Origin of the sequence: Micromonospora sp. M42, from assembly GCF_000568915.1 — a bacterium.
In the GTDB taxonomy this organism is placed as follows: domain Bacteria; phylum Actinomycetota; class Actinomycetes; order Mycobacteriales; family Micromonosporaceae; genus Micromonospora; species Micromonospora chalcea.
In genome coordinates this window covers 4,897,441-4,917,834 of sequence record NZ_KK037233.1, presented here as the reverse complement: position 1 = coordinate 4,917,834, position 20,394 = coordinate 4,897,441, and the positions used below count along the sequence as shown (strand labels likewise).

The following is a 20,394-nucleotide window of genomic DNA, read 5'->3' as shown; positions in this document are numbered from 1 at the left end:
GAATTCTTCCAAGATCTCTCAGATCGGGGTGCCGGTCAGCATCAGCGTGGCCTTGTCGGCTGCCCAGAGGGCCACCAGGGCCACGCCGGGCACGGCATGACCGGCCAGGGCGAGCAGCACGCCGCCGGTGAGGAAGCAGGCGGCCTGGACGGCGAGCTTGGCCGGGTCGGGCAGCGTCACGGCGGCGCGCGGTGAGCAGAACAGTCCCCACACCACGGCGATCACCAGCGGCGCGCCGAGCCCGGCCAGCAGGCGCAGCGGCCAGCCGGCGTCGAGCGTGAAGCCCCAGTACCCGGCCGAGCCCAGCAGGGCCAGCTCCAGCAGGAAGATCACGCCCAGCAGCAGCGCGGTCATCGGTCTCCCCAGGAACGGTAGGCGCGGTCCAGGCCCGCGATCAGCTGGTCGAAGGAACGGTCGGTGTCGCGGGGCAACCCGAATCCGCCGGCCGCCTCCAGCGCGACGAAGCCGTGCACGGCGGCCCGGAACATCCGGATCGCGTCGATCGCGTCGTCGCCGTCGAGGCCGTACCCGAGCAGGATCGCCCGGATCGCGCCGACCGCGCGCTCACCGGCGGCGAGGTGTTCGGCGTCGGCCGGGTCGGGCGCCCGCTGGGCGGCCGGCCGCCTCCAGCGCGACGAAGCGCGTACGCCCGGTAGGCGGCGGCGACGGCGCGCAACGCGTCGCCGCCGTCGAGGCCGTACCCGAGCAGGATCGCCCGGATCGCGCCGACCGCGCGCTCACCGGCGGCGAGGTGTTCGGCGTCGGCCGGGTCGGGCGCCCGCTGGGCGGCCGGGTAGCGGCCGGGGTGCTGCCGCGCGTACGCCCGGTAGGCGGCGGCGACGGCGCGCAACGCGTCGCCGCCGGCCCGGCCCGCGGCGGCGGTGGTGAGCACGTCGGCGATCTCGGCGGTGGCGAGCACGGCGAGCTGCTGGTGCAGCGCGTCCACGCCGCGCACGTGCTTGTAGAGGCTGGGCAGCGCGACGCCGAGCCGGGCGGCGAGCGCCGCCAGTGTCAGCTTCTCGTAGCCGGCCTCGTCGGCGAGCACGGCCGCCTCCCGCACGACTGTGGCCGGGGTCAGGCCGGCCCTAGGCACGCGCGGTCACCGCCAGGAACTCGACCAGGTCGGCGGCGGTGGCGTCGGGCTGGTCGGCGTGCGGGTAGTGGCCGGAGTCGGCGATCATGCGCGCCTCGGCGACGGCGAACTGCCGGCGCGCGGCGCGCGCCTCGGCGCCCGGGTCGGGGAAGTCCGGGTCCTTGGTGCCCATCAGCACGAGCACCGGCCGGTTCACGTCGCGGGCCCGCGCGGTCCAGTGCGGGTCGACCGGGGCGACCACGCCGCGCACGGCGTCCATCCGGCCGCGCAGCTTGGCGACCAGCTCCTTGCGGTACGCGGCGTCGTCCGCCGGGCGCCCGCAGGGGAACAGCGTGCGGTGGAACAGCCCGAACAGCCGAGGGCTGCGCAGCACGACGGCTTGCGCGGCCCCCATCAGCGGGTTCGGCTTGGGCGTGCCGACGAACGCGCCGATCTGCACGATGCCGCTGACCAGTTCCGGCGCCTCGGCGGCGGCGAAGACGATCGCGGCGGCGCTGGACGAGCTGCCGACCAGGGTGGCCGGGCCTCCGCCGAGCGCCCGCACCACGGCGAGCAGATCGCCGCCGACGTGCTCCGGGGCGTACGTGGGCCAGCGCGGGCTGGAGTCGCCGTGCCCGCGTACGTCGACAGCTGCCACCCGGTAGCCGGCCGCGACCAGCCGGGGCGTCAGGTGCCGGAAGGCGGCCCGGTTCTCGCCCATGCCGTGCGCGAGCACCACGAGCGGGCCCGAGCCGTGCACCTCGTACGCGATAGTGCCGCCGTCCCGCGCCAACTGGCTAACTGTCATAGCCCTAAAGCTAATGCTATTAGCCAGGCCGCGTCAAGCTTGACCTCAACCAGGGATGAGGTCGCACGATCCGGCACATGCCGATCACCGCCGACACCCACGTACGCCTCGCCCGCCCGAGCCGCGACCTGGTGATGCTCGGCCTGCCCGGGGCCGGCTGGCACCTGGAGCTGGTCGGCGGCTCGACGCTCGCGGTCGAGCCGCGCCCCACCGGCGAGGACCCCTTCGTGCTCTACCTCGACGGACCACCCGACGACGAACTGGTCCCGAGACTGGAACGGGCCGGCGGGACCAGGGTCTCCGCCGGCCCGTACTGGGACAGGTGGGGTGCCGCGTTCGCCGACCCGGACGGCTACCGCCTCGTGCTGTGCACCCGGGCCTGGTCGAACGACTGACTCACTTCTTCGACAGCACCGCGCGGCCGAAGAACGCCAGGTTCGCCGGGCGCTCCGCGAGCCGGCGCATCAGGTAGCCGTACCACTGGTCGCCGTAGGGGACGTAGGTCCGCACCGTGTAGCCCTCGCCGACCAGGCGCTGCTGCTCCTCCGGCCGGATGCCGTAGAGCATCTGGAACTCGAACCGGGCCGGGTCGCGGTCGAACCAGCGGGCGCGGTCCTCGCCGATCGCGATCAGCCTCGGGTCGTGCGTGGCGAGCATCGGGTAGCCGTCGCCGGACATCAGCACGTTCATGCAGCGCACGTACGACTTGTCCACCTCGCGGGCCGACTGGTACGCCACCGACTCCGGCTCCTTGTACGCGCCCTTGCACAGCCGCACCCGCGACCCGGCGGAGGCCAGCTCCCGGCAGTCCGACTCGGTCCGCCGCAGGTACGCCTGGAGCACCGCCCCGGTCGACGGGTGGTCCTTGCGCAGCTTCGCCAGGATGTCCAGCGTCGAGTCGGTGGTGGTGTGGTCCTCCATGTCCAGCGTGACGGTGGTGCCCGCCGCGTCGGCCGCCGCGCAGATCGCCCGCGCGTTGTCGTACGCGAGCTGCTCGTCGAACATCTGGCCCAGCGCGGACAGCTTCACGCTGACCTCGGCGGCCGGGGTGAGCCCGGCGGCGCCGAGCCGGCTCAGCAGCGTGAGGTACTCGTCCCGGGTGGCGTTCGCCTGCTCCGGGGTGGTGGTGTCCTCGCCCAGGTAGTCGAGGGTGACCGCTTGGCCGTCGGCGACCAGCTCGCGGGTGGCGCGCAGCGCGTCGTCGGTGGCGGCGCCGGCGACGAACCGGCGGACGACGTCCCGGGTGAACGGGGCCGTCGCGACGAGCCGCTCCACCTGGGAAGACCGGGAGGCGGCGAGGATGACGGAACGGAGCATGAGCCGAGCGTAACGCTCATCACCGGCCCTCCGCCGGGCGCGTCCGAGGCCCGCTCGGGTCGGCGCGCGGACCCGGGGCGGGCACCCCCGGCTGGCGTCGATCGGCTACAACGTTCACGTGGATCGACGACACCCCCGGCGGCGGCTCCGCTCGGCCTCCGTGCAGCTCGGCGCGCTGACCGCGCTCGCCCTCGCGCTCTCCGGCTGCAACAACGGCTACGACGACGACGATGACGACTGCGCGCTCGGACCGGCCGGCGGGGGCGGCGACACCGTCGCGGTCGCCCTGCGTGTGCCGGCGACCGCCACCGCCGCGCGCGGCGAGCCGGCCCCGACGACCGCCGCGCTGCCCGAGCGCGGCGGCTTCGGCAGCCACCTCGCCTCCTGCGGCGGCTGACGTGCGCCGCGAGGCCAGCACGCCGCGCCCCGGCTGGGACGAGACCATCCGGGCCCAGGGCCTGGTGTACGTCGACACCGAGCTGCCCGACGGCAACGTCATGTCGTACTGGGACGAGACGGCCGCGTACTCGTTCACGCTGGACGAGGTGCTCCGCCTGGAGGAGGCGACGGAGGAGCTGCACCGGATGTCGGTGGCCGCCGCCGAGCACGTGGTGGCCCGCAACCGGTACGCCGAGTTCGGCATCCCCGAATGGGCCGCCGAGGCGGTCGCCCGCTCGCTGCGGGAGAGCCCGCCGACGCTGTACGGCCGGTTCGACCTCTGGTACGACGGCAGCGGCCCGCCGAAGATGCTGGAGTACAACGCCGACACCCCGACCGCGCTGGTCGAGGCGAGCATCGTGCAGTGGTACTGGCTGGAACACACCCGCCCGGACGCGGACCAGTGGAACAGCCTGCACGAACGGCTGGTCGGCGCGTGGGCCAAGATCGGCGCCGGGCTGCACGAGCGCCGGACGCACGTGCTCTGGTCCGAGGAAGAGGAGTCGGGCGAGGACCAGATCACCGCCGGCTACCTGGCCGAGACGGCCCGCCAGGCCGGGCTGGACGTGACGCTCATGCCGATCCAGCAGGTCGGCTGGGACGGGCGGCGCTTCGTCGACGCCGACGACCGCCCGATCACCACCTGCTTCAAGCTCTACCCCTGGGAGTGGATGCTGGCCGAGCCGTACGGGCGGCCCGCGCTCGACCCGGGCACGCCCACCACCTGGATCGAGCCGGCCTGGAAGCTGCTGCTGTCGAACAAGGCGCTGCTGGCGGTGCTCTGGGAGCTGTACCCGGGGCACGACTACCTGCTGCCCGCGTACCTGGACTCACCGCGCGGCATGACCGAGTACGTGGCCAAGCCGCTGCTCGGCCGCGAAGGCGGTTCGGTACGCATCGTGACCGCCGACACGGAGATCACCAACCCGGGGATCTACGGCGACGAGGGCTTCTGCTTCCAGGAGTTCCGCGCGTTGCCCGAGTTCGAGGGCAACCGGACGGTGCTCGGCAGCTGGATCGTGGACGGCGAGTCAGCCGGTGCCGGCGTACGGGAGAGCGAGAGCCTCATCACTGACGGTTACGCGCGGTTCCTGCCCCACTACATCGACGCACCGCGTCTGCCGTGAGTCGTCTACCGTTGGTGTCGTGAACTTCGACGCGTACGCCCGGACCGGGGTCGAGCTCGTCAACGCCCGGCTGGACGACCTGGACGGCCTACGGGCTGTCTTCTCGGACGAGCAGGGCTGGATGCGCGACGAAGTCGCGGAACGGGACCTGGCGATCTTCCGGCGGGCGCAGAAGCGACTCCGGGACGTCTTCGAGTACGGCACCTCGGGCCGGGACAACGAAGCGGTGGCGGAGCTGAACGCGCTGCTGGAGGCGTTCCCGGTGCAGCCGCGCATCTCCGGCCACGACTCCTCCGACTGGCACATGCACGTGACCAGCCGGGGCGCGTCGGTCTCCTCCGAATACCTGGCCGGGGCGGTCTGGGGCCTGTCGGTGTGGCTCTGCGAGTACGGCAGCGCCCGCTTCGGCGTCTGCGCCGACGACCGCTGCGGCAACGTCTACCTGGACACCTCGTCCAACTGCTGCCGGCGGTTCTGCTCCGAGCGCTGCGCCACCCGCTCCCACGTGGCGGCGCATCGGGCCCGCAAGCGGGCCGCGGTCGGCGAGCAGGCCGTCCCCGCGCAGCCGCTGTCCCCGGTGAGCTGACCTCCGGGGCGGCGCGCCCCGGTCAGGCGTCGACCGGCGAGGGCGCGGTCAGGTTCGCCCGGGCGAACTCCAGCGACTCGCGCAGGTCCGCCTCCCGGACCGCCCGGCTCTTCGCGCCCCGGGTGGTCACCTCTACCGCCACCGTGCCGCTGAACCCTCGGCCGGCGAGCGAGCGGAGCATCTCGGCGCAGGGCTGCCCGCCGCGACCGGGCACCAGGTGCTCGTCACGCCCCTCGCCGGTGCCGTCGCCCAGGTGCACGTGCGCCAGGCCGGAACCCATCCGGTCGGCCATCGCCATCGCGTCGGTGTGCGACGCAGCGCAGTGCGACAGGTCGAGCGTGTACGAGGCGTACCCGATCTCGGTCGGGTCCCAGCCCGGCGCGTACGGGACGAACTGCCGCCCCGCCATCCGCACCGGGTACATGTTCTCCACCCCGAAGTGCAGGCCGCCGAACTGCCCGGCGATCGTGTCGAGCCCGTCGGCGAAGGTACGCGCGTAGTCACGCTGCCAGGTGAACGGCGGGTGCACCACGACGGTCGGCGCCTCCAGCGTCTCGGCCAGCTCGGCGGCCTTGCGCAGCCGCTCCCACGGGTCGGGGCTCCACACCCGCTGGGTGACCAGCAGGCAGGGGGCGTGCACCGACAGCACCGGGACGCCGTAGTGCTCGGCGAGGCCGCGCAACGCGCCCGCGTCCTGGCTGACCGGGTCGGTCCAGACCATCACCTCGATGCCGTCGTAGCCGAGTTCGGCGGCGAGCTGGAACGCCGCCGCGGTCCGTTCGGGGAAGACCGAGGACGTGGACAGGAGTACCGGAACGCGGTAGGTCACGCCTCCGAGGGTAGCTCCAACCGCCAGCGAGCATCGGGACGAGCAACCGCAAAGCAACCCAGAGCGCTCGTACGGTCACATCGGCGCGAGCTGATCCAGCCGACGCAGGATGACGCCCTCGCGCAGCGCCCACGGGCAGATGTCCACGCCGTCCACACCGAGCCGCCGCATCACCGCCTCGGCCACCACCGCGCCCGCGAGCAACTGGTGCGCCCGCTGCGCGCTCACCCCCTCCAGCTCGGGCAACTGGGCCGGCGGGATGTGCCTGATGAACCCCAGCACCTGCCGCAGGCCGGTACGGGTCAGGCTGCGCCGCGCCCACAGGCCCGCACCGGAGGGAGCGGCCCCGGCCAGCCGGGCCAGCGTGCGGAACGTCTTCGACGTGGCGACCGGACGCTCCCAGCCCACCGCCGTCAACTGCTCCACCACCGGGTCGAGCTGCGCGTCCACGTACGCCCGCAGTTCCTCCACGGCCTCGGCCGACGGCGGCGCCGTGCCGGCCGGGTCGACCGCCAGCCGCTCCCGGCTCAGCCGGCCCGCGCCGAGCGGCAGCGAGATCGCCACGTCCGGGTGCTCGTCGATGCCGGCCGCCAGCTCCAGCGAGCCGCCGCCGATGTCCATCGCCAGCAGCCGCCCGGCGGACCAGCCGAACCACCGCCGCACCGCGAGGAACGTCATCCGCGCCTCGTCCGCCCCGGAGAGCACCTCCAGGCGTACGCCCGTCTCGTCGCGGACGCGGGCCAGCACGTCGGCGGCGTTCGTGGCGTCGCGAACAGCGCTCGTGGCGAACGCCAGCAGATCCTCGGCGCCCAGCCCGTCCGCCGCCGCCCGGGCCATGCCGACCGCCTTGACCAGGCCGTCCGCGCCGCCGACTGTGAGCGCGCCGTCCGGACCGATCTGCTCGGCCAGCCGCAGCACCACCTTCTCCGAGTGCGCCGGCCAGGGATGCGCGCCGTGGTGGGCGTCGACCACCAGCAGATGCACCGTGTTGGAACCGACGTCGAGGACACCCAGTCGCATGGGAAAGACCCTAGGGCCAACACGTTTCGTCGGCTCGGCGGCCGGGCGGGGTCACCGCGCGTACGCTGGTCCGAGTGACAGGGCAGATCGAGCTTCACGTGCTGGTGGACGACCCCGAGGACCCGCGCAGCCGCGAGGTCGGGCTGGACTTTCCCCGGGAGTGGATCGAGTTCGTCGACCCGGCCGACCCGAAGCACGTCGTCCGCGCCGACCTGACCTGGCTGCTCTCCCGCTGGACGTGCATCTTCGGGCAGGGCTGCCACGGCATCATCGCCGGACGGGCCGCCGACGGGTGCTGCTCGCACGGCGCGTTCTTCACCGACTCCGACGACGAGAAGCGGGTCCGGGCCGCGGTCAAGCGGCTGACGCCGGAGACGTGGCAGCACTTCCGGCGCGGGTTCAAGAACTGGACCGAGAACGACACGGTCGACGGCAAGACGCCGGCCCGGCGTACCGCCACCCGCGACGTGGACGCCCCGTGCGTGTTCCTCAACGACGCCGACTTCGCCGGCGGTGGCGGCTGCGCGCTGCACGCCCAGGCGCTGCGCGACGGGGTGCACCCGCTGGAGTACAAGCCGGACGTGTGCTGGCAACTGCCGGTACGCCGCGATCAGGAATGGCACAAGCGGCCGGACAACACGAAGGTGCTGATCTCCACGCTCGCCGAGTTCGACAGGCGCGGCTGGGGCGCGGGCGGGCACGACCTCGACTGGTGGTGCACCTCCTCGACCGACGCGCACGTCGGCGCCGAGCCGATGTACGTCTCGTACGGGCCGGAGCTGACCGCGCTGATCGGCGCGCCCGCGTACGCGAAGCTGGCCGAGCTGTGCGCCGCCCGGCAGCGCCAGGGTCAGATCGCCCCGCACCCCGCAAGCGAGTGAAGGCCGGCACCCCGTCTCGGGGTGCCGGCCTTCGTATCTCTTACTTGTTCCAGTGCTCGGCGACGAGGTCGGCGGCCTGCTGCTCCCACTGGGCGTAGTGGTCGGGGTAGGCGGAGACCTGGACGGTCTGGGCGGCCTTGGTCAGCGGCATGTCCTGCCAGCCGTCGACCTGCTTCAGACCCTTCAGGAACGCGGTCGTGGAGTATTCGGGGTCGGTGATCTGCTCGACCGTGCCCCACCCGGAGGAGGGGCGCTGCTGGAACAGGCCCTGCGAGTCGTGGTCGTTACGGTCACCGAGGTGGCCGAGGTTCTCCAGCTTCGACTCCTGCAACGCGGTAGCGATCGACACGACCGCGGCGCGCTCGTCCATGCCGGCCTTCTTCGTCGCGGCAATGATGGCCTTGACGTTGGCGGTCTGCTCGTCGTTGAGGTCGATGCGGGACTGGGCGCCCTGCACGCCGTGCGGGATCAGCTTGTCGGACTGCACCGTGGCGGTGACCGGCTTGACCGCGTGGGTGGGGTCAACGGCGTGAGCGGCGACCGGGCCGGCGAACACGCCACCGGTGAAAGCCAGACCAGCAATACCCAGAACGCTCTTGCGCAGAATCGTGTTCATGATGGGGGCTCCATTCGGGGGTCGACACACCCCCCGGGGGGACCGGGGGTGCGTGGGCACCGTCAGGCGCTCAAGAAAGTCTCAAGGGGGATCTCGGCTGCTCGCGGGGGCTGGGGGCCTCTACGCGGCGCCGGGAGCATGTCCAACGACTGTCGGCCCGGCATCATTCCCGGGCCAGCTCACGCTGTCGGGGTGCGGCGCGGGGCTCACGTCGTCGGAACCATGCTCAACGACCAGCCGGGCGGGATGATTCCCCGCGGCTCACGCCGTCGCACGTACTCAACGGCCTGAGGTCTGTTCCCACAGCCGACGCGCTCGGGGGCGCGGCCTTGCTCGGTCGTTCACCCGGTTACAACGCCCCGCACCCGCCAGCGATTCCGCCACCAGAGTGCCGCCCACCACCACCGAACCCGACACCCCGCCCACACACGCCAAACCTCACCGAGCCCGGCCCGGCCGCCTCGCTCCACGCCCTGTTGATCAAGGAGTTTGCGGCCCTTTCCGGCACCCACGAGCCCACTAACTCCTTGATCACCGCGATCTTGGAGTTGTGGCACCTCACGAAGGGCGTCAAGCCGGGCATCCTGGGCACCACAACTCCAAGGTCCGACAAGCCTTCACCAGGCCCCCACACCGGGTTGATCATGAGGTTAGCGGTGACAAACCGGACACCAAGTGCCGCCAAGTTCATGATCGACGCGACCGGGCAGGACGGGTGCGCTGGACGAGAGCGAAGCGGCCGCGACCGGTCCCGCGATCTTGCAGTTTGCGCCCTCCGTGCACCCGATTCGCCCGGTTTGCGGGGCACCAAAGTGCAAGATCGCGCGATCGAGGGAGGGCTGGGCGGAGAGTGGGGGTCGAGAACTCCCCCGGGAGGCCCCGAGGGTCGGCGATCTTGGAGTTGTGGTGCCTCGCGAAAGGTGCCAAGCCGGGCATCCTGGGCGCCACAACTCCAAGATCGGCGGGGGGCGTGGACGGGTGGACGGCGTGGACGGGGGACCAGGGGACGGGGCGGGGGCGGGGGGTGGTCAGGGCTCGAACTTGTAGCCCAGGCCTCGGACCGTGACGATGTAGCGCGGCGCGGACGGCTCCGGCTCGATCTTGGAACGCAGCCGCTTCACGTGCACATCCAGCGTCTTGGTGTCGCCCACGTAGTCGGCGCCCCAGACCCGGTCGATCAACTGCCCGCGGGTGAGCACCCGCCCGGCGTTGCGCAGCAGCAACTCCAGCAGCTCGAACTCCTTGAGCGGAAGCTGCACCCCGGCGCCGCCGACCGTCACCACGTGCCGTTCGATGTCCATCCGGACCGGGCCGGCGGCGAGCGTCGGCGCGCCCGTCTCGTTCGACTCGGCGCTCTGCCGGCGCAGCACCGCCCGGATACGGGCGACCAGTTCACGCGGCGAGTACGGCTTCGTCACGTAGTCGTCGGCGCCGATCTCCAGGCCGACCACCTTGTCGATCTCGCTGTCCCGCGCGGTGACCATGATGATCGGCACGTGCGAGCGCTGGCGGAGCTGCCGGCACACCTCGGTGCCCGACATCTCCGGCAGCATCAGGTCGAGCAGCACGATGTCGGCGCCGGTCCGGTCGAACTCGGTGAGGGCGTCGGTGCCCGTCGCGGCGACGGAGACCTCGAAACCCTCCTTGCGGAGCATGTAGGACAGGGCGTCGGAGAACGACTCCTCGTCCTCGACCACCAGTACGCGGCTCAACGGGTGTTTCCTTTCCTGTGGTCAGACCTGCCGGAGCTCGGCCGGGCCGGCCTCGATCCCAGCGGAGGCGAGTGTCGTCTCCAGGTCGTCCGGGGGGCGGGCGGGCAACCGGAGGGTGAACGTCGACCCCCCGCCAAGAGTGCTCGACACGTCCACCCGGCCGCCATGGTTGCTGGCGATGTGCTTGACGATGGCCAGTCCCAGGCCGGTGCCGCCGGTCGCGCGGGAGCGGGCCTGGTCGGCGCGGTAGAACCGCTCGAAGATCCGGTCCACGTCGTTCGGGGCGATGCCGATGCCCTGGTCGGCCACGGCGATCTCGACGTGTTCGTCGGTTCCGGTGACCGTCACCCGGACCGTGGTGTCCTCGCCGGAGTAGGTGATCGCGTTCTCCACCAGGTTCGCCACCGCGGTGGCGAGTTGGCTGTCGCTGCCGTACACGGTCAGGCCCCGCTGCCCGCCGACGGCGATCTCCACCCGGCGGGCGGCGGCCGCGGTGCGGGTGCGGTCGACGACCTCGGCGAGCACCCAGTCCACCGAGACCGGCTCGGGCGCGGGTTGCGGCTCGGCGCCCTGGAGGCGGGTCAGTTCCAGCAGCTCCTGCACGAGGCGGCCGAGCCGGGTCGACTCGTGCTGGATCCGCTCGGCGAACCGCCGCGCGGCGACCAGGTCCTCGGACAGGTCGGGCGCGCCGTCGGAGGCCGGTTCGGTGGCGTCGACGAGCGCTTCGGCGAGCAGTTGCAGCGCGCCGATGGGTGTCTTCAGCTCGTGGCTGACGTTAGCCACGAAGTCCCGGCGTACCCGGGCGAGACGGTGCGACTCGGTGACGTCGACGGCCTCGATCGAGACGTAGCCGGAGCCCAGTCCCATCGCCCGCAGGTGCACGCCGAGCGGGTTGTCGCCACCGCCGTCGCGGCCCCGGGGCAGGTCCAGCTCGATCTCGCGCCGCACGCCCGTGCGGCGGACCTGCCCGGCGAGGGTACGGATCAACGGGTGCGCCGCGATCGAGCCGGGTGTCGCCCCGGTACGCAGCAGACCCATCGCCCGGGCGGCCGGGTTTACGAGGACCGGCACGTCGTCCGGGCCGAGCACCACCACGCCGGCGCGCAGCGAGTCGATCGTCTTGCGTCCGAGCCCGGATAGGCCCCCCTGCTGGTCGTCCGGAATCGTCGGCCTCCCTGCGTCACGACGGGTGGTCCCGCCGCCCCGCGACGCCCGCCGGCGCCGCCACTGCTCAACCGGTCCGGACAGCGTCGCCCCGGCGACCAGCCCGGTCACCAGCGCCACGGCCACCGCGACGGCCACCGCCCATTCCACCCGGCGATCGTAGGGTCATTGTTAACCCAGGGATCGGGCACAAAGGGACGAACCACTCTCGCTTCCGGCAAAGTTCACCTGCGGGCCCCGCGTCGTTCACCCACGTTCATCCTGGTGCCGACCGTTCGGCCTAGCGTGGGGCGCGCACCTGCTCCCGCCGTACCCCTCGGGGTCGCGGCACCGACCCCAGGAAGTGACGATGCGCGACGAGTTCCGGGCCGACCTGCAGATTGTCAGCCAGTTGCTGGTGGACATGGCCGAGGCGGTACGCGCGGCCATGCGGCAGGCCACGAAGGGTCTGCTGACCGCCGACCGGACGGCCGCCGAGACGGTGATCGCGCGGGACGCCGAGATCGACGAGCTGTATCGGCACGTGGAGGAGCGGGTCTGCGACCTGCTGGCCCGGCAGGCGCCGGTCGCCTCCGACCTGCGTGCCATGATCACCGCGCTGCACGTGGCAGCCGATCTGGAACGGATGGGCGACCTGGCCGACCACGTGGCGAAGACGGCGCTGCGCCGGCACCCGTCCCCGGCCGTCCCGGCGGAGCTGCGGCCGGTCTTCACCGACATGGCCGGGATCGCCGACCGGATGGCGGAGAAGATCGGGTCCGTGCTGGCCAAGCCGGACGCCGCCGTGGCCGCCGAGCTGGACGGCGACGACGACGCGATGGACGACCTGCACAGGAGCCTGTTCGGTGTGCTGCTCGGCGACGACTGGCCGTACGGGGTGGAGACGGCGATCGACGCGACGCTGCTGGGCCGCTTCTACGAGCGTTTCGCCGACCACGCGGTGAACGCGGGCGAGCACGTGGTCTACCTGATCACCGGTTCGACGTCCGCCTGACCCCGGCCCGCGCGCAAGGAAGGGCCCCTTATTAACAGCGAGCGTTAATAAGGGGCCCTTCCTCTACCGCAGACGTTAAAAAGGGGCCCTTCCTTACACCAAGCTCAGCGGCCCTGGTTGGCTACCGCGGCGGCGGCGTCCTTGGCCGCGTCCGGGTCCAGGTACGTGCCGCCGAGCACCTGGGGACGCAGGTCGGCGTCCAGGTCGTAGCGCAGCGGGATGCCGGTGGGGATGTTCAGCTTGGCGATCGCCTCGTCGGAGATCTGGTCGAGGTGCTTGACCAGGGCGCGCAGCGAGTTGCCGTGCGCGGCCACCAGCACCGTCCGGCCGGCCAGGATGTCCGGCACGATCGAGTCGTACCAGTAGGGCAGCATCCGGTCGACGACGTCCTTCAGGCACTCGGTGCGCGGCATCAGCTCGGTCGGCAGCAGCGCGTACCGGGGGTCGCCGACCTGCGACCACTCGTCCGCGTCGTCGATCGGCGGCGGCGGCGTGTCGTACGACCGGCGCCAGAGCATGAACTGCTCCTCGCCGTACTCGTCGAGGGTCTGCTTCTTGTTCTTGCCCTGCAGGGCGCCGTAGTGGCGTTCGTTGAGCCGCCACGACCGGCGCACCGCGATCCAGTGCCGGTCGGCGGCGTTCAGCGCCAGCTCGGCGGTGCGGATGGCCCGGCGCAGCAGGCTCGTGTGCACCACGTCCGGCAGCAGGTCGTGCTCGCGGAGCAGCTCGCCGCCGCGCCGCGCCTCGGTCTCTCCCTTGGCGGTCAGGTCGACGTCGACCCAGCCGGTGAAGAGGTTCTTGGCGTTCCAGTCGCTCTCGCCGTGCCGCAGCAGGACCAGCGTCCCGACGGTGGGCCCCTCGCTCGCAGTCATGCCGATCATCCTGCCGTACCGGCGCGACGGACACGCGGCGACCTGTGGTGACGACCACCACGTGGAAAACCTGATGACCACGGCTTCGGCCCGGCACTAGGTTGTAAGGCGTTCTAAACAGATCGGTCATTACCACACGGGGGCGTCGGGATGCGGACGGTACGAGGCTGGTTCCAGGACACGACGGGTGGCCTGCCACGGACGTTCTGGTACCTCTGGGCCGGCACGCTGATCAACCGGCTCGGCTCGTTCGTCCTGATCTTCCTGGCCATCTACCTGACCCAGGAACGCGGCTTCTCCGCCGCCCAGGCCGGTCTGGTGATCGGTCTCTGGGGCGCCGGCGGCGCGGTCGGCACCACCATCGGCGGCACCCTGACCGACCGCTGGGGACGGCGGCCCACGCTGCTCGTCGCGCACGTCGGCGCGGCGGGCATGATGATCGCGCTGGGCCTCGCCCGGCCGCTCTGGGCGGTCGCCGTGGGCGCGCTGCTGCTCGGCGCGTTCGCCGAGGCGGCCCGCCCGGCCTTCGGCGCGATGATGGTCGACGTGGTGCCGGACAAGGACCGGCTGCGCGCCTTCTCGCTGAACTACTGGGCCATCAACCTCGGTTTCGCCTGCGCCGCCGTGCTCGCCGGCTTCGCCGCCCAGGGCAGCTACCTGCTGCTGTTCCTGGTGAACGCGACCACCACACTCGTGACCGCGCTGATCATCTTCGCCAAGGTCGGCGAGACCCGCGGCCCGGTCACCGTACTGCCGGCCAAGGGGATGCCGGCGCAGGCCGGCGCGCTGCGCACCATCCTCGCCGACCGGGTGTTCCTCGGCTTCGTCGCGCTCAACCTGCTCGCCGCGCTGGTGTTCCTCCAGCACATCTCGATGCTGCCGATCGCCATGGGCGACTCCGGGCTCAGCCCCGCCACGTACGGCTCGGTGATCGCGCTCAACGGCGTGCTCATCGTGGTCGGCCAGCTCTTCGTACCCCGGCTCATCAAGGGCCGCAGCCGCTCACACGTGCTGGCGCTCGCGTCGCTGGTGATGGGCGCCGGGTTCGGGCTCACCGCGTTCGCCGACACGGTCTGGCTCTACGGCCTGACCGTGCTGATCTGGACCGTCGGCGAGATGCTCAACTCGCCGTCCAACGCCACCCTGATCGCGGAGCTGTCGCCGACCGCGCTGCGCGGCCGCTACCAGGGCGTCTTCTCGCTGTCCTGGCAGCTCGCCGGCGCCGCCGCGCCGATCCTCGGCGGCCTGGTCCGCGAGCAAGCCGGCAACAGCACGCTCTGGCTCGGCTGCGCGGGCATCGGCGTCGTGGCGGCCGTCGCCCACCTGATCTCCGGCCCGGCCCGGGAGCGCCGCGCGCTCGCGCTGCGCGCAGTGGGCACGCCGGTCGCGCCGGTCACCGTCACCACCTCCCCGGCGCCCGAGGCGGGCGAGGCCGCGGCCACCGCACCCGCTGCGCCGGTCCGGGCCGGTTCCTGAGTACGCCCCGACGCGACCGCCCCGAGGCGGATGGATACCGTACGGGACGGAATCGGTAAGGAAACCTTCCTGGAGGACTGGTGCACGGCCTGCGGCGCTGGTGGGACGACACGGCCGGCGGGCTCCCCGCCACGTTCTGGTACCTCTGGTCCGGCCTGCTGATCAACCGGGCCGGCGCGTTCGCGCTGCTGTTCCTGTCGCTGTACCTGACCGTCGCGCGGGGTGCCCCGCCGTCGCTGGCCGGACTGGTGGTCGGCGCGTACGGGATCGGCGGCGCGGCCGGCACGCTGCTCGGCGGTGTGCTGGCGGACCGCTGGGGACGGCGGGCCACGCTGCTCGCCGCCCACCTGGTCGCCGCCGGGCTGATGGCGGCGCTGGCGTTCACCACGCACCTGGCGGTGATCGCCGTACTCGCCACGCTGGTCGGGGTGGCGCACTCGATGCCCAGCCCGGCGTTCGTGGCGGCCATCGTGGACGTGGTACCCGAGGCGCGCCGCTCCCGCGCGTTCAACCTGCAGTTCTGGGCGTTCAACCTGGGCATGGCGGTGGCCTCGCTGCTGGCCGGAATCCTCGCCGAGGCCAGCTTCACCGCGCTGTTCCTGGTCGACGCCGCAGCCACGCTGGCGGCGGCGGTGGTGATCGCGCTGAAGGTGCCGGAGACGCTCACCCGGCGGCCGGCGCTCACGCCACGGGCGGTGATGGGACGCCGTCCCGGGCTGCACACCGCGCTCACCGACCGCACGTTCCTGGTGTTCGTCGGGCTGACGTTCCTGCTGGCCGTGCTGACCATGCAGACCTCGACGATCATGCCGCTGGCGATGCGCGCGGACGGCCTGCGCCCGTCGGCGTACGGGCTGGTGGTGGCGCTCGGCGGGGCGCTCATCGTGGTCGGGCAGCTGTTCGTGCCCCGGCTCATCGAGCCGTACCGCAAGTCGACGGTGCTGGCCGCCTCCACCGCTCTGATGGCGCTCGGGTTCGGCACGCTGACAGTCGCCGACGGGCTGCCGCTCTACCTCGGCGCGGCGGTGGTCTGGACGGCCGGGCAGATGCTCGCCGCACCGCCGAACGCGCAGATCAACGCCGACCTCGCCCCGCCCGAGCTGCGGGCCCGCTACCAGTCGGTGTTCTACCTGACGTTCCCGGCCGCGTCGTTCGTCGCGCCGGCGCTGGGCGGGCTCAGCCTGGAACATCTGGGCGAGCGGCACTGGCTGGTGGTCGGCGCGCTCGGGCTGCTGGCCGCCGCCGGGCACCTGCTCGCCGGGCCGCCCCGGGAGCGCCGGGTGGCCGCGCTGCGGGCGGCAGCCGTGGAACCGGTCTCGTCTGCCCGCTGAGCGCCGACAACGGCAGAGCGCCCATCCCGACCCCCGTCGAGATGGGCGCTCTGACCGTACGCCCGGCGGCGGCGGGCGACACTCACCCCCGTAAGCGTCGCCCGCTCGCGCCGCCGGTTCCACGGGTGGCACCGTCCCCCAACGGCGTGCTCCACCCGATCTTCGCATCTCGCCTGCGCGGATCTGATCGATCCACCGCTCCCCCGAACGGAAACAAGCGTGACGCGGTGCAATAAAGTTAGTTCGCCCAGATTCCGGATTCAACCCAGATCGCTGTCTTGCCCGTCACAGCGTCCGTGTCGGGAATCCGGCTGTCCGTGCTGCGGTCCCTGGGATGGCAAACACCGGGTTCCCGGGGTCCATTCCCGTAAACCTCAGCCGTCCTCGCGATTCGGGTTCTCGGTCCGGAAGAAGTTGCTCTGCCGCCCGTCCCGCATCTGCTCCTGGTAGATCAGGTTCAGCCGCCGCAGGTCGAACGTCCGGAACCAGTCGTCCCAGGTGATCTCCCGGATCCGGCTGCTCTCCCGGTAGCCGGGGATGTTGAACGTCAGCACCCCGGGCCGGCCCGCACGCTCGGTGCCGGCGATGGTGGCCGGCTTCGCGCCCCGCGCCCGCGCCCAGCGCTGGATCACCTCGTGGTTACGGGTGACCAGGCTCCGGCCCGGACGCTCCGGCCGGTCCGCGAGCGACGTGATGAGCTGCGACGATCCGATCGACCGGCTGGACGCCGGCCCACGGGTCGGCGCGCTCTGCGCCCGAGCCGACGTCGCCTTCCGGGCCGGTGCCGCCTTGGCGCGTGAAGGAGCGGCCTTCGCCCTCGACGGAGCCGCCTTCTTCGCCCGGGCGGGCGTGGCCTTCGCGCGGGACGGGGCCGCCTTCGCGCGTCGCGGTCGCCCGCGACGAGGTGGCCTTGGCGCGGGGCGGGGCCGCCTTGCGCGTACCCGTCGCCTTGGCTCTGGCACCGGTGGCCCGCGCGGCCGGCGCGGACTTGGCCGGCGACGTGGCCCGGCGGGCAGTGGTCTTCTTCGCGGCGGTGCTCTTGCGGGTCGCGGCCGGCCGCCCGGCCGGTCCGGAGCTGCGCCGCGCGGCGCCGCCCTCCCCGCGCATCGTCCGCGCCAGGGTCTTCACGAGTTCCGGCTTCCGCAGCGCGGAGATCCCGGAGACCCCGCGCCGCTTGAGCTGGCTGCGGATGTCGTCCACCTTCATCCGGGAGATCGCCGACTCCGACACCCTCGGGGTGTTCGGCGTCTGGTTGCCGCTTTGCCGCTTGGTCCGGGTCGCAGTCGTGCCGCGACCTGAGCTGTTGCGCTGAGCCATGGGACACGCTCCTCGACAGTCCGTCCTCGGCCCGCGGTGGGTCCCAATGCTCCGCACCGCGCGGGGCGGCATACCCGTCAGGAGGGCTCCGAACCTCCGGCGGGCGATCCGGCAGTGGCGGACGGCTCGAAGAGGTGCGCGAACGCGGCCAGGTTGGCAGTCGACTCGCCGCGCTTGACCCGCCACTCCCACTCCCGGCGGATCGCCGTGCCGAAGCCGATCTCCAGCATGCTGTCGAACGACTCGTCGGCGTACGTCAGCACGGAGCCCAGCAGCCGGTCCAGCTCGTCGGCGTCGACCCCGGCCAGGTTGACCCGACCGGTCAGGTAGACGTCGCCGACCGCGTCGATGGAGAACGAGACGCCGTACATGCGGGCGTTGCGCTGCAGCAGCCAGGCCCACAGCTCCTCGCGGCGCTCGTCGGGCTGGCGCATCACGAACGCCTCGACCCGCAGCGCGTGCTCGCCCACGATCAGGTTGCAGATCGTCTTGAGCTTGTGCGTGCCCGGCAGGGTCACCGCGTACGACGCCTCGCCGGTCGACTCCCACTCCAGCTCGCGCTCGGCGCAGACGGACTCGATCAGCGCGGCGACCTCACTCCTGCGGCTCATCGCACCCACTCTACGACCGGTCGACCGGGGCCGCCGGACGGGTGATCACCAGGAGCACAGCATCGCCGGGTCGCCGAGCCGCCGCGCCAGCCGGGCCCGGTGCTCGGTGATCGCCTCCCCGTAGACGGCGAGCAGGCCGGAGGCGGTGCGGTGCCAGGAGAAGTCCCGGGCGTGCCGCTCGGCGCCCCGGCCCAGCGCGGCACGGCGTACCGGATCGGGCAGCAGGCGCGCCAGCGCCCGGGCCCAGTCGACCGGGTCGTGGCCGTCGATGAGCATGCCGCTGACGCCGTCGCGTACCGCGGTGACCAGGCCGCCCACGGCGGCGGCCAGCACCGGCGTGCCGCACGCCTGGGCCTCCAGCGCCACGAGGCCGAACGACTCGTTGTGCGACGGCACCGCGACCAGGTCGGCGGCGCGGTAGAGAGCGGGCAGGTCCGCGCCGGTCTGCGGCGGCAGGAAACGCACCCGGTCGGCGATGCCGAGCGCGTGCGCCAGCTCGATCAGGGCGGTGGGCCGGTCCAGGCCACTGCCGCTGGGCCCGCCGCAGATCACCACGGTCAGCTCGTCGGCCAGCGCCGGATCCCGTTCACGCAGCGCGGCGGCGGCACGGACCAGCACGTCCGGCGCCTTGAGCGGCTGGATGCGGCCGACGAACGCGACCACGTACCCGTCGGCCGGCAGGCCGAGCCGGCGGCGTGCGGCCCGGGTCGCGGCGTCCCGGTCACCGACGGCGGGACGGAACCGCTCCAGGTCGACGCCGGGTTCCACGATCGCCACCCGGTCCGGGTCGGCCGCGTACCGGTCGAGCAGATCACGGGCCTCGACCCGGGTGTTGGCGACCAGCCGGTCCGCCTCGGTGACCACCTGCTCCTCGCCGATCACGCGGGCCTTCGGCTCGGGGCGGTCCCCGGCGGCGAGGCGGGCGTTCTTGACCTTCGCCAGCGTGTGCGCGGTGTGCACCAGCGGTACGCCCCAGCGCTCCTTGGCCAGCCAGCCGACCTGGCCGGAGAGCCAGTAGTGCGAGTGGATCAGGTCGTAGTGGCCCGGCGGGCGGGCCGCCTCGGCGCGCAGCACCCCGGCCGTGAAGGCGCAGAGCTGGCCCGGCAGTTCCTCCTTGGTCAGCCCCTCCAGCGGCCCGGCGGTGACGTGCCGGACGGACACGCCGGGCGCCACCTCGACCACCGGGGGCAGGTCACCGGCGGTGGCCCGGGTGAAGATCTCCACCTCGACGTCGGCCTCGGCCAGCCGCCGGGCCACCTCCAGGATGTAGACGTTCATGCCCCCCGCGTCACCGGTGCCGGGCTGGTGCAGCGGCGACGTGTGCACCGAGAGCGTGGCGATACGGCGCGGCCGCGGCCACGGCAGGGCACCTCGCTGACGACCGACACCGGTGTGCAAATCCGCCACGTCCGCTCCCTCTGTCACGGTTGATGCCGTCCCGCACGACCGGCGCTTCTCGGTCAACCCGTGTGCCGGATCTCATCTTCCCCATCGGGGTTCGGAAATGCCCTTCGCCGGGTCCCCGGCGTGACGGACCTCATCACCGCGCGCGGCCGGGCGGCGGTGGACAATGTCCGGATGACTTCAGTCGCCATCGTCACCGGGGCGTCCAGCGGGATCGGCGCGGCCACCGCCCGCCGGCTCGCCGCCGAGGGATTCCACGTGCTCGCCGCCGCCCGGCGTACCGACCGGCTCGCCGCGCTGGTCGCCGAGATCGAGGCGGCCGGCGGCGCGGCGAGCGCGGTGGCCTGCGACGTGACCTCGGACGAGTCGGTCGCCGGGCTGGCCGCCGCGGCCGAGGCCGCCCCCGGGCCGGTCACGCTGCTGGTGAACAACGCCGGCGGCGCGCGCGGCCTGGACCCGGTCGAGACGGCCGACGTGGGCGACTGGCAATGGATGTACGACGTCAACGTGCTCGGCACGCTGCGCGTCACCAAGGCGCTGCTCCCGGCGCTGGAGCGCTCCGGCGCCGGCACGATCGTGATCGTCAGCTCCACCGCCGGGCACGTCGTCTACGAGGGCGGCGGCGGCTACACGGCCGCGAAGCACGCGCAGACCGCAGTCGCCGGCACGCTGCGGCTCGAACTGTGCGGCCGACCGGTCCGGGTGATCGAGATCGACCCCGGCATGGTGAAGACCGAGGAGTTCGGCCTGGTCCGTTTCGGCGGTGACGCCGACCGGGCCGAGGCGGTCTTCTGCGGTGTCGCCGAACCGCTGGTGGCC

At 72.7% G+C, this 20,394-nt stretch carries 21 protein-coding genes and 3 pseudogenes; 9 read left to right on the top strand and 15 right to left on the bottom strand.

The features are described from left to right. Positions 1–18 precede the first annotated feature (18 nt). The 4 genes and pseudogenes from MCBG_RS22685 to MCBG_RS22675 form a co-directional block, all read right to left on the bottom strand. Positions 19–354 carry a YrdB family protein gene (locus MCBG_RS22685; protein ID WP_043328080.1) on the bottom strand — a complete coding sequence of 112 codons (336 nt, stop codon included), beginning with the start codon at positions 352–354 and terminating at the stop codon, positions 19–21. After that, positions 351–551: pseudogene (locus tag MCBG_RS35300) on the bottom strand (TetR-like C-terminal domain-containing protein); the annotation flags it as partial. The gene MCBG_RS22685 and the pseudogene MCBG_RS35300, both read right to left, overlap by 4 nt. Before the next feature lie 269 nt (positions 552–820). Continuing rightward, positions 821–1,045, bottom strand: a pseudogene (locus MCBG_RS35295) (TetR family transcriptional regulator); the annotation flags it as partial. Between the two features lie 40 nt (positions 1,046–1,085). After that, positions 1,086–1,880 (bottom strand): alpha/beta fold hydrolase, encoded by a 795-nt coding sequence (locus MCBG_RS22675; RefSeq protein ID WP_043328078.1) that lies wholly within the window; start codon positions 1,878–1,880, stop codon positions 1,086–1,088. A 77-nt stretch (positions 1,881–1,957) separates the two neighbouring features. Here MCBG_RS22675 and MCBG_RS22670 point away from each other — a divergent pair, with 77 nt between their 5' ends. After that, on the top strand, positions 1,958–2,275 hold the full coding sequence (locus tag MCBG_RS22670) for a VOC family protein (protein WP_043328077.1): 318 nt from the start codon (positions 1,958–1,960) through the stop codon (positions 2,273–2,275). A 1-nt stretch (position 2,276) separates the two neighbouring features. Here MCBG_RS22670 and MCBG_RS22665 read toward each other — a convergent pair whose 3' ends face one another. Next, on the bottom strand, positions 2,277–3,197 hold the full coding sequence (locus MCBG_RS22665; protein ID WP_043328076.1) for a proline dehydrogenase family protein: 921 nt from the start codon (positions 3,195–3,197) through the stop codon (positions 2,277–2,279). Positions 3,198–3,315: 118 nt separating this feature from the next. Here MCBG_RS22665 and MCBG_RS22660 point away from each other — a divergent pair, with 118 nt between their 5' ends. The 3 genes from MCBG_RS22660 to MCBG_RS22650 are packed head-to-tail and all read left to right on the top strand — an operon-like array spanning position 3,316 to position 5,348. Continuing rightward, a complete protein-coding gene (locus MCBG_RS22660) occupies positions 3,316–3,594 on the top strand; it encodes a hypothetical protein (protein ID WP_223201299.1) in 279 nt (92 codons plus the stop codon). Position 3,595: 1 nt separating this feature from the next. Then, complete coding sequence (locus tag MCBG_RS22655) at positions 3,596–4,762, top strand: glutathionylspermidine synthase family protein (protein ID WP_043328075.1); 1,167 nt, start codon at positions 3,596–3,598, stop codon at positions 4,760–4,762. 19 nt (positions 4,763–4,781) lie between these two features. Further along, positions 4,782–5,348, top strand: coding sequence for a CGNR zinc finger domain-containing protein (locus MCBG_RS22650; protein ID WP_018787720.1), 567 nt, complete (start codon positions 4,782–4,784; stop codon positions 5,346–5,348). 22 nt (positions 5,349–5,370) lie between these two features. On the opposite strand, the gene MCBG_RS22645 is transcribed toward MCBG_RS22650, so the two are convergent. Both MCBG_RS22645 and MCBG_RS22640 read right to left on the bottom strand, forming a co-directional pair. After that, on the bottom strand, positions 5,371–6,177 hold the full coding sequence (locus tag MCBG_RS22645) for a sugar phosphate isomerase/epimerase family protein (RefSeq protein WP_043328072.1): 807 nt from the start codon (positions 6,175–6,177) through the stop codon (positions 5,371–5,373). 75 nt (positions 6,178–6,252) lie between these two features. Continuing rightward, a complete protein-coding gene (locus tag MCBG_RS22640; RefSeq protein ID WP_043328071.1) occupies positions 6,253–7,197 on the bottom strand; it encodes a Ppx/GppA phosphatase family protein in 945 nt (314 codons plus the stop codon). A gap of 74 nt (positions 7,198–7,271) precedes the next feature. Between MCBG_RS22640 and MCBG_RS22635 the strand changes: the two genes are divergently transcribed. Beyond that, on the top strand, positions 7,272–8,078 hold the full coding sequence (locus MCBG_RS22635) for a hypothetical protein (protein WP_043328070.1): 807 nt from the start codon (positions 7,272–7,274) through the stop codon (positions 8,076–8,078). Between the two features lie 40 nt (positions 8,079–8,118). Here the strand turns inward: MCBG_RS22635 and MCBG_RS22630 are convergent, their stop codons facing one another. From MCBG_RS22630 to MCBG_RS22620, 3 genes are all read right to left on the bottom strand, one after another. Beyond that, positions 8,119–8,694: a hypothetical protein gene (locus MCBG_RS22630; protein ID WP_043328068.1), complete on the bottom strand. Its 576-nt coding sequence runs from the start codon at positions 8,692–8,694 to the stop codon at positions 8,119–8,121. 1,028 nt (positions 8,695–9,722) lie between these two features. Beyond that, positions 9,723–10,406, bottom strand: coding sequence for a response regulator transcription factor (locus MCBG_RS22625; protein WP_030504594.1), 684 nt, complete (start codon positions 10,404–10,406; stop codon positions 9,723–9,725). A gap of 21 nt (positions 10,407–10,427) precedes the next feature. Then, positions 10,428–11,720, bottom strand: a complete 1,293-nt coding sequence (locus MCBG_RS22620; protein ID WP_043328065.1) for a sensor histidine kinase — start codon at positions 11,718–11,720, stop codon at positions 10,428–10,430. Between the two features lie 199 nt (positions 11,721–11,919). Here MCBG_RS22620 and phoU point away from each other — a divergent pair, with 199 nt between their 5' ends. Then, positions 11,920–12,564, top strand: coding sequence for a phosphate signaling complex protein PhoU (gene phoU, locus MCBG_RS22615; protein ID WP_043328064.1), 645 nt, complete (start codon positions 11,920–11,922; stop codon positions 12,562–12,564). A 104-nt stretch (positions 12,565–12,668) separates the two neighbouring features. Here the strand turns inward: phoU and MCBG_RS22610 are convergent, their stop codons facing one another. Continuing rightward, positions 12,669–13,436 carry a phosphoglyceromutase gene (locus MCBG_RS22610; protein ID WP_043328063.1) on the bottom strand — a complete coding sequence of 256 codons (768 nt, stop codon included), beginning with the start codon at positions 13,434–13,436 and terminating at the stop codon, positions 12,669–12,671. A 150-nt stretch (positions 13,437–13,586) separates the two neighbouring features. Between MCBG_RS22610 and MCBG_RS22605 the strand changes: the two genes are divergently transcribed. After that, on the top strand, positions 13,587–14,912 hold the full coding sequence (locus MCBG_RS22605) for an MDR family MFS transporter (protein WP_043328061.1): 1,326 nt from the start codon (positions 13,587–13,589) through the stop codon (positions 14,910–14,912). An 80-nt stretch (positions 14,913–14,992) separates the two neighbouring features. Further along, positions 14,993–16,243: an MFS transporter gene (locus MCBG_RS22600; RefSeq protein WP_043328060.1), complete on the top strand. Its 1,251-nt coding sequence runs from the start codon at positions 14,993–14,995 to the stop codon at positions 16,241–16,243. 374 nt (positions 16,244–16,617) lie between these two features. On the opposite strand, the pseudogene MCBG_RS31965 reads toward MCBG_RS22600, so the two are convergent. The 4 genes and pseudogenes from MCBG_RS31965 to mshA form a co-directional block, all read right to left on the bottom strand. Continuing rightward, a pseudogene (locus tag MCBG_RS31965) lies at positions 16,618–16,977 on the bottom strand (hypothetical protein); the annotation flags it as partial. Further along, positions 16,883–17,560, bottom strand: coding sequence for a hypothetical protein (locus MCBG_RS34300; RefSeq protein WP_223201297.1), 678 nt, complete (start codon positions 17,558–17,560; stop codon positions 16,883–16,885). The gene MCBG_RS34300 and the pseudogene MCBG_RS31965, both read right to left, overlap by 95 nt. Before the next feature lie 77 nt (positions 17,561–17,637). Then, entirely contained in the window at positions 17,638–18,171 is a 534-nt protein-coding gene (locus MCBG_RS22585) for a type III secretion system chaperone family protein (protein ID WP_043328058.1), read from the bottom strand. Positions 18,172–18,216: 45 nt separating this feature from the next. Further along, on the bottom strand, positions 18,217–19,578 hold the full coding sequence (gene mshA / locus MCBG_RS22580) for a D-inositol-3-phosphate glycosyltransferase (protein WP_043328056.1): 1,362 nt from the start codon (positions 19,576–19,578) through the stop codon (positions 18,217–18,219). Between the two features lie 171 nt (positions 19,579–19,749). Here mshA and MCBG_RS22575 point away from each other — a divergent pair. After that, positions 19,750–20,394, top strand: a 645-nt coding sequence (locus MCBG_RS22575; protein WP_043330903.1) for an SDR family oxidoreductase, incomplete at its 3' end; no start/stop codon positions are given.

Excerpts from the sequence above, each read along its gene's own strand:
- MCBG_RS22685 (WP_043328080.1), bottom strand. The coding sequence starts at position 354 with ATGACCGCGCTGCTGCTGGGCGTGATCTTCCTGCTGGAGCTGGCCCTG.
- MCBG_RS22675 (WP_043328078.1), bottom strand. The coding sequence starts at position 1,880 with ATGACAGTTAGCCAGTTGGCGCGGGACGGCGGCACTATCGCGTACGAG.
- MCBG_RS22670 (WP_043328077.1), top strand. The coding sequence starts at position 1,958 with ATGCCGATCACCGCCGACACCCACGTACGCCTCGCCCGCCCGAGCCGC.
- MCBG_RS22665 (WP_043328076.1), bottom strand. The coding sequence starts at position 3,197 with ATGCTCCGTTCCGTCATCCTCGCCGCCTCCCGGTCTTCCCAGGTGGAG.
- MCBG_RS22640 (WP_043328071.1), bottom strand. The coding sequence starts at position 7,197 with ATGCGACTGGGTGTCCTCGACGTCGGTTCCAACACGGTGCATCTGCTG.
- MCBG_RS22630 (WP_043328068.1), bottom strand. The coding sequence starts at position 8,694 with ATGAACACGATTCTGCGCAAGAGCGTTCTGGGTATTGCTGGTCTGGCT.
- phoU (WP_043328064.1), top strand. The coding sequence starts at position 11,920 with ATGCGCGACGAGTTCCGGGCCGACCTGCAGATTGTCAGCCAGTTGCTG.
- MCBG_RS22610 (WP_043328063.1), bottom strand. The coding sequence starts at position 13,436 with ATGACTGCGAGCGAGGGGCCCACCGTCGGGACGCTGGTCCTGCTGCGG.
- MCBG_RS22605 (WP_043328061.1), top strand. The coding sequence starts at position 13,587 with ATGCGGACGGTACGAGGCTGGTTCCAGGACACGACGGGTGGCCTGCCA.
- MCBG_RS34300 (WP_223201297.1), bottom strand. The coding sequence starts at position 17,560 with ATGGCTCAGCGCAACAGCTCAGGTCGCGGCACGACTGCGACCCGGACC.
- MCBG_RS22585 (WP_043328058.1), bottom strand. The coding sequence starts at position 18,171 with ATGAGCCGCAGGAGTGAGGTCGCCGCGCTGATCGAGTCCGTCTGCGCC.